This is a genomic window from Microbacterium sp. A93 (genome assembly GCF_051842835.1).
On record NZ_JBPXMT010000017.1, the window covers coordinates 174,981 to 181,393 of the forward strand.

The 6,413-nt window shown below is 63.4% G+C and carries 5 protein-coding genes, 1 tRNA gene and 3 pseudogenes; 3 read left to right on the forward strand and 6 right to left on the reverse strand.

Features of this window, described 5'->3' with window-relative positions:
- Nucleotides 1–51: 51 nt before the first annotated feature.
- Nucleotides 52–513 carry an SRPBCC domain-containing protein gene (locus ACSU1G_RS32285; RefSeq protein WP_439285379.1) on the forward strand — a complete coding sequence of 154 codons (462 nt, stop codon included), beginning with the start codon at nucleotides 52–54 and terminating at the stop codon, nucleotides 511–513.
- 3 nt (nucleotides 514–516) lie between these two features.
- On the opposite strand, the gene ACSU1G_RS32290 is transcribed toward ACSU1G_RS32285, so the two are convergent.
- Nucleotides 517–1,293 carry a hypothetical protein gene (locus ACSU1G_RS32290; protein ID WP_439285381.1) on the reverse strand — a complete coding sequence of 259 codons (777 nt, stop codon included), beginning with the start codon at nucleotides 1,291–1,293 and terminating at the stop codon, nucleotides 517–519.
- Nucleotides 1,294–1,489: 196 nt separating this feature from the next.
- Here ACSU1G_RS32290 and ACSU1G_RS32295 point away from each other — a divergent pair.
- Nucleotides 1,490–1,579, forward strand: a tRNA-Ser gene (locus ACSU1G_RS32295).
- Between the two features lie 74 nt (nucleotides 1,580–1,653).
- Here ACSU1G_RS32295 and ACSU1G_RS32300 read toward each other — a convergent pair.
- The 5 genes and pseudogenes from ACSU1G_RS32300 to ACSU1G_RS32320 form a co-directional block, all read right to left on the reverse strand.
- The gene (locus ACSU1G_RS32300) at nucleotides 1,654–2,829 is read right to left on the reverse strand and encodes an IS1249 family transposase (RefSeq protein WP_439285383.1); all 1,176 of its coding nucleotides are present in this window, start codon (nucleotides 2,827–2,829) and stop codon (nucleotides 1,654–1,656) included.
- A 473-nt stretch (nucleotides 2,830–3,302) separates the two neighbouring features.
- Nucleotides 3,303–4,208 carry a hypothetical protein gene (locus ACSU1G_RS32305; RefSeq protein ID WP_439285385.1) on the reverse strand — a complete coding sequence of 302 codons (906 nt, stop codon included), beginning with the start codon at nucleotides 4,206–4,208 and terminating at the stop codon, nucleotides 3,303–3,305.
- A 6-nt stretch (nucleotides 4,209–4,214) separates the two neighbouring features.
- Nucleotides 4,215–4,991, reverse strand: a complete 777-nt coding sequence (locus ACSU1G_RS32310; RefSeq protein WP_439285387.1) for a helix-turn-helix domain-containing protein — start codon at nucleotides 4,989–4,991, stop codon at nucleotides 4,215–4,217.
- Nucleotides 4,992–5,352: 361 nt separating this feature from the next.
- A pseudogene (locus tag ACSU1G_RS32315) lies at nucleotides 5,353–5,676 on the reverse strand (IS3 family transposase); the annotation flags it as partial.
- Nucleotides 5,642–5,893 (reverse strand): annotated as a pseudogene (locus ACSU1G_RS32320) (transposase); the annotation flags it as partial. The pseudogenes ACSU1G_RS32315 and ACSU1G_RS32320, both read right to left, overlap by 35 nt.
- A gap of 192 nt (nucleotides 5,894–6,085) precedes the next feature.
- Between ACSU1G_RS32320 and ACSU1G_RS32325 the strand changes: the two are divergent.
- Nucleotides 6,086–6,302: pseudogene (locus tag ACSU1G_RS32325) on the forward strand (IS21 family transposase); the annotation flags it as partial.
- Between the last annotated feature and the right edge of the window lie 111 nt (nucleotides 6,303–6,413).

A 6,413-nucleotide genomic window follows, 5' to 3' on the forward strand; every position in this document is an offset into this window, starting at 1 on the left:
GGGCGGTCGCAGCCGATGGCTTCTTCGATAACGGGGGCGTAGCCTCTCGGCATGGGGCGAATCGACGAAGCACGTCTTCTGATCAGCGCGTCGCCGGAGCAGGTCTACGCGGCGTTCATCGACCCGGCGGCGCTGGCACGCTGGCTGCCGCCGGACGGCATGTCGGGGCGAGTGGAGCGCCTGGACGCGCGGACCGGCGGTGACTATCGGATCGTGCTCACCTATTTGGACACCACGGATGCTCCCGGCAAGAGCAGCGCGGACGAGGACGTGGTCGAGGGGAAGTACGTCGAGGTGACGCCTGGTGTTCGCGTCGTCGCAGATGTCGAGTTCGAATCGGACGATCCGGCGTTCGCGGGGACCATGCGGATGACGTGGGAGGCCATTGCGCGCGGCACCGGCAGCGAGGTCGTCTTCCGTGCGGAAGATGTTCCGGATGGCATCTCCGCAGCGGATCATGTCGCGGGGCTCACATCGTCGCTGCGGAACCTCGCTGCCTTCGTCGCAGGGTGACGCTCAGTAATACAGCTCGACCGGAGGCTCCATGACGATCCCCTGTGCCTCGAAGGCGCGGCGGCGCTCTTCGATGCGACGGTGCAGTTCGACCTGCGCCTCGTCAATGGTCTGCTGATCGATCGCGACGCTCCGCGGATGCTGGTCGCCGTTGTGCGTGGAGATGTAGGTGTCGAGCTCGGGGCCGGAGGTCCACGATGTGATCAGCGAGTATCGCGGGGTGGCGCCTCGGTGCCACACGGCGTGCCAAAAGCGCTGGGTGTCGACGATGGCGCGGGTTCCGGCGGGTAGTGCCATCCTGACCTCGGTCGCGGGGTCGAAGCGGTCTTCGCGCAGGATCAACATTGAGTCTGGGTCGTCGGTGAGGTTAATGAACGAGCGGACGACCCATCCGCTGCCATCCTCGTTCAGGCGGTTGTTGTCGTCCTGGTGCAGGTTGTAGACCGCGTCGGCGTAAGTGTTCGGCTGCAGTTCGATCACACGGCAGCGGCCGATGTTCGTGCCGGGCTCCTGGGCAAGCTCGGTGAGAGTGGGGGCCTTCTCGACCTGGCTCGGAATCCAGACCCCATCCTTGTCGGTGCGCGGCGGGGTCTGGTTCCAGAAGCCGTTGCATTCGACTTCGCCGGCGTAGCTGGTCAGCGGTGCAAATCGGGTGATGCCGGAGGAACGCCAGCCGACGTACTCGAGATCCTGCCACTCGGCGGGATCGATAGGATCGGCGTACCGATCGAGGACGACGTATCCCGTCTCCTCCAACGCTGCTGACGTGATGAAGCTCATGGCGCACCCTTTCCGGACCGGCGTCTCCGTCCATCCGTAAGGCCATCCTAACTCGCCGTAATCTCAGTCAGGCAGCGAGGCGACGTTTCCCGCACGAGACAGGAGTTGCCTAGTCCTTTCTCATGCAGCAATGCCCGTTTCGCGCCCGCAAAGCGCCGATTCGCGCGACGGCCTGCCGTCGCGTAAACTCATTCGCGGTGACGTGTCCGAGCGGCCGAAGGTGCAACACTCGAAATGTTGTGTAGGTTCACCCCTACCGTGGGTTCAAATCCCACCGTCACCGCCAGAAAAACCCCTGTTCATCAGGGGTTTTTCCATGTCCGGGTTATAGGCCAAAACGTGTGGATGGGGTCGGGCGTGTCATCGTCCGCGGGTCCATCCTGAGCGGTGCCAGAGGCCTTCTTCGGCGGTGAGTGCGGGTCCGTAGAAGTCGGGTTCGTTGAACTCGTTGGTGGTGTCGATCTCGCTGTCGGCGTCAACGTTCTGGACGGGCATTTCGTTGTGGTGTTGCAGCATCGTTGCTGTTGGCCGTGGGGTCGGGCAGTGCGTGTAGAGCCACCACTCCAGTGCGCGTTTCTGGTGGTGCTCGTTGAGTCCTCGGTGTCGTTTGAGGAGATCACGCATGGGCGAGTTGATGCCGCCCTCGATCTGGTTCGTCGTGGACGAGATCTTGATGCCGTCCAGGGCGGGGTCAAGGAACGTGAACAGGTGGCCGGCTTTGACGAGGCGGGCCAGGACCTGGTGCCCGGAACGGAGTCTTTGATGGGTGAACCACCATTTCTGTCCGGGCCGTGCCCAGGGCGGCGGGGCCACGCGGGAAGAGGCATAGGTGCGCTGTTTCGTCAGTGGCAGGAACTGCGCTTCCCACCTGCTGAGCAGCAGGATCCACGCGTTCATGCCATCCAGGGTCTTCACCCTGGTGAGTTTCAACGCGAGTCCCCACAATGCCCGGCCAGCGGGTGTTTTCGCGCGTGAGGTGACGTATCTGCGGACGTTGCGTTGCACGTGGACCAGGCACCGTTGGATGCGGGTGTCGGGCCAGTGTTCCGCGAGTGCGCCTTTCAGCCCGGACGCGCCGTCAGAGACGACAACCGTCGGTGCGGGCAGTTGGGTGAGTAGCGCTGACCATGCGGCCTGGTTCTCGGATCCTGCCCATTGGTATGCGACGGGTTTCGCGTTGACGCTCGCGACCAGCAGACACCACCCGGTCCGGAGATTGAACCCATCGAGCTGGACCTCATCGAAGATCTCACCCGTCACGGGCATGACCGGGATGACGCTCCAGCACCACGCGATACGACGGCGGAATGAGCGGCCAGTCGTGGTGCCATCCATCTCGGCCTGGGACGCTTTGCCGAGCAGCCAGTCCACGAACGCATCGAGGTCATGCATACGGGACAGGTCCGGCCGTTTCCGCACCGATGACGCCCCGCATTCCGGGCACCGCCAGCGTTGCGTTCCGGCCGCGGTGCGCCCGTTCTTGACGAGCTTGCTCGTACATACACCACAGACGGTCGAGTTCGATGCTTCCGGCACAACTAATCCTGCCGGAGTAAGACAAACCCCGTTTCACCCCGGAATCACGCGCCTATATCAAGATCCCATCCACACGTTTTGGCCGATAGCCCCCATGTCTAGAGTCGTGCGTGGCAACGCCCGTGGCCACATTTGAGTGCGAAACGGTCCGATAGTGGCGGCGTTGCCGTCTCGCCGCGACGCGCATGATCGAACAGGTGTTCCACCTTGACCCGCGGAATTCTGCGGATCGAGGGCTATGTCACTCATGGCATGCGGCATCCGAAACAGTATGCCGTGCTGCTTACCGTGGGCATCCGCCCCACGGTCGGGGTTCCGCGTGGCAACGTTAGTGGTAACACTTGAGTGCAGTCGAATCCGATTTCGATGGCCTCGCGGCCTCAGCGCGCGGCCCTTGTGCACTCACTCGACCCTGACACGTACGGACCAATGGCGGGGCGCCTTCGGCACCCACTGTATGCCGCTCCGGGATCTCACCTCGTGTCGAACATCGTGTCGAACATCGTGCAGGTGGTGAGGAAGTCGATGAGCCTGGTGCCATCGTCGGTCCTGAAGAGCTCGTCGAGCGCGACGTTGAACTCCTCCTGCCTCGCGTACGGGATGTTCACTGGCTCGAAGCCGGACTTGATCAGCGCGCCGGTCATCATGATTCTGGCCGTCCGCTTGTTCCCATCGAAGTAGAACTGTGACCGGGTCGCCGAGGCGAAATACACCAGCGCGCGCGCTCTCGGGTCGCGGAGGGTGCCGAGAGCGGCGAGCAGATTCGTGTAGTCGGCCTGCAACTGCTCCCCGCCCTCCCCAGTCGGGTCGCCGCCGACGGTGCCGCCGCCAGCGAGGCGCACAGCACCGCCGCCGTTCACGCTTCCCTCGCCACGGAAGCTGCCCGATTCGATCGCTTCATGCTTGGCCACGATCCCGTGGATACGGTCGGAAGTCTCCTTATTTAGAGCGAACGTCCCGTCGCGCACGTCGCTGATCATGAGGTTCATGCCTTCGCTCAGCGCCAGGATCTGCTCGGCTTCCTCGAGCCTCTTCCCACCGACGGTGACACCATCGAGCAGCGTCTGCACCTGCGGCAGCGTGAAGGTGTTACCTTCGAGGGCGGCCGCGTTCCAGACCAACTCCGGCAGCGACTTCTTCAACCGGAAGAGAGAGAGCTCGACGTCGGAGGGCCTGATCAGCTCGAAGTTGGCTGCGCCCGGCCGCCACGTGATCCGGCCCGTTCGCAGCTGACGCGAGGCATCTCCGCCCAAGGGGCCACGGGTGCTCGGGCCCGCCCCGTGTCGCGCTCTGTTCTCCGCTGCACGTCGGGCGAAGTCCCGCGAGGTTGTGCCCCACTTCTGCTCGGGGGCGCGCTTCTCGTTCTTGTCGTCGCTCATCACCAGTCACCACCCTTCCGTGATCTCGTTCGCCAGCTCCTCGTATCCGAGACCGTACAGGTCGATCGCCGCCTGAATCGGCGAGACGATCTGGTGGTCCCACGCCGGGGGCATCATCATGTCGATGAAGTATGCGGGCATCGTCGGCGCCAGGAGGACGCCTGCTGGCTGGTATTCGTCGGCCTCGCGCAGTGTCGAAGCCAGCCGCTGGGCCACCGCAGCGAGGTCGTTCGTCCAGGACACCACTGGCCCCGGATCCGGTGCATGGCCGAGGTAGACCCGCGCGGCGGCCACACCCGAGAGCGCTCCGGTCAGGCCCCCGAGGGCGCTGTTGGCGATCTCAACGATCTGCTCCTGTGTGAGCCCCGGCTTCGGGGCAAAGAACCGGGCACCCTTGCGGTGCTGCGGAGCTGAAGACCTGCCGGCTAGCTCCAGCAGACGCTTCGGGTCGTGGCCGCCCTGACGCTCGAGTCGGGTCACCCACGTCGAGATGGCCTCGACATCACCCGGGTCAGTCATTCCCCACTCCTCGAGGTGATCCAGCGGCGGAGTCGCAGGATCGGCCATCACGCGGGCCGCCACGGCAGCTGCCGGATCGCTCGCTGGCACGAGGCTTACGTCGATGTCGTAGCCAGCCGCCAAAGCGAGCTCGCGCAGGGTCGCGAGGGTCGGCGACGACACCCCATCACGTAGCCGGTGCACAGTCATGCGCGAGAGGCCGGTCGCCCGAGCGGTCGCGCTCGGTGTGCGACCCATCTCATTGATCAGCTTTGCAACATCCATGTGACGAGTGTAACAAGATTGTTGCAGGTGGCACAAGAATGGTACGCCGAGGGCGCCTTGAGCCGATCCTGTCCTCGACCGTTTAGCGTGTGTGTGAGCGTGCGGTGATGAGAACGAATTGGCAATGCCGTGGCAACAACTGAGTCAAATTGACTCCGATCCATCTGATCGAGTCGGGAGCTCGACCTGATCGAATCCGCGTGAATCCGGGGTTCGAGATCGCGACAGATTCCAGGTGTATGGGTTCGTGGACCAGATCTGCCGCGAGTGCTCCGGCGGGAACCCTCAGAACACAAGGATGTCGTCCTTCGCGTCCTTGAGCATGTCGGGGGTCTGCTGAAGGTTCGGTTGAGTCCGGGGTTTATACCGCCAGGGCGACGGCATCCATCATTATGGTCTCGAACTCGATGGGGGTCAGTTTCCTGAGTCGGCGTTTGCGGTGGTAGGTCCCTTCGATCCATTGCACGATCGCGAGTCGCAGCTGCAGTCTGCTGTTCCAGGGGTGCCGGTCGAGGACGTTCTTCTGCAGCAGGCGAAAGAAGCTCTCCATTGCCGCATTGTCACCCGCTGCGCCGACCCGTCCCATCGATCCGAGTAGCTTGTGGCGCTTGAGCGCTTTGACGAATTTCCGTGATCGAAATTGGCCGTATTCAACCGGTCGTCGCAACGATTGTTTGTGAGCTCGATCGTAGTAGCTCAGTGAAGGCTTCGGCGGGGGTGCGCCAGTCGCGGATTTCTCTCGGGCGGTTCTTGATCGCGGCTGCGACAGCGGCGATCTCCGCCGCGCTCCACCTAGAGAGATCTGTGCCCTTGGGGAAGTACTGGCGTAGGAGTCCGTTGAGATGCTCATTGCTGCCGCGTTGCCAGGGGCTCTTCGGATCGGCGAAATAGACCGGCAGCCCGTGTCAGCGGCCATGACAAACTGCCCACAGGCGGCTATGGAACTGCCCACTGACGGCCAGTAGAACTGCCCTCCGGTGGGCATGAGATCTGCCCACTTCAATTTCTGAACCCTGCTGCTTACGCGGTGGGGCCCCTTCCTGGGATTTGATGACGGTGTCTAGCCACACCAACAGCCCGGGAAGAGGCCCCGAATGAAGTTTGACGGAGAAATCATGGAATTTCTTGAGGCATACGGTCTGACCGGATCCTTGCGCGCCGCGCCGCGCCGAACTAACTGGCTGCTCGCATCCCACGGTTGCCCGTCACGTCGCGGCCCGCGACGCGGCCAGGCCGATCGCCGAGCCCGCCTACCGGGGCCGGGTCACGGATCTTTTCCAGCCGAAGATCGAGGAATGGGTGGAGGCGTCCAAGGTGCTACTCGCCAGGTGCGACAAACCGGTCGCGAACCATCACCAGACGGAGCCTTCGCTCTTCAACTGATTCCGCATCCCTCACCATCCGGCCAATCGGAGCACTGGT

Bases quoted from the DNA above. Each gene is read 5' to 3' on its own strand.
- ACSU1G_RS32305 (WP_439285385.1), bottom strand. From the start codon at position 4,208: ATGAGCGACGACAAGAACGAGAAGCGCGCCCCCGAGCAGAAGTGGGGC.
- ACSU1G_RS32310 (WP_439285387.1), bottom strand. From the start codon at position 4,991: ATGGATGTTGCAAAGCTGATCAATGAGATGGGTCGCACACCGAGCGCG.
- ACSU1G_RS32290 (WP_439285381.1), bottom strand. From the start codon at position 1,293: ATGAGCTTCATCACGTCAGCAGCGTTGGAGGAGACGGGATACGTCGTC.
- ACSU1G_RS32285 (WP_439285379.1), top strand. From the start codon at position 52: ATGGGGCGAATCGACGAAGCACGTCTTCTGATCAGCGCGTCGCCGGAG.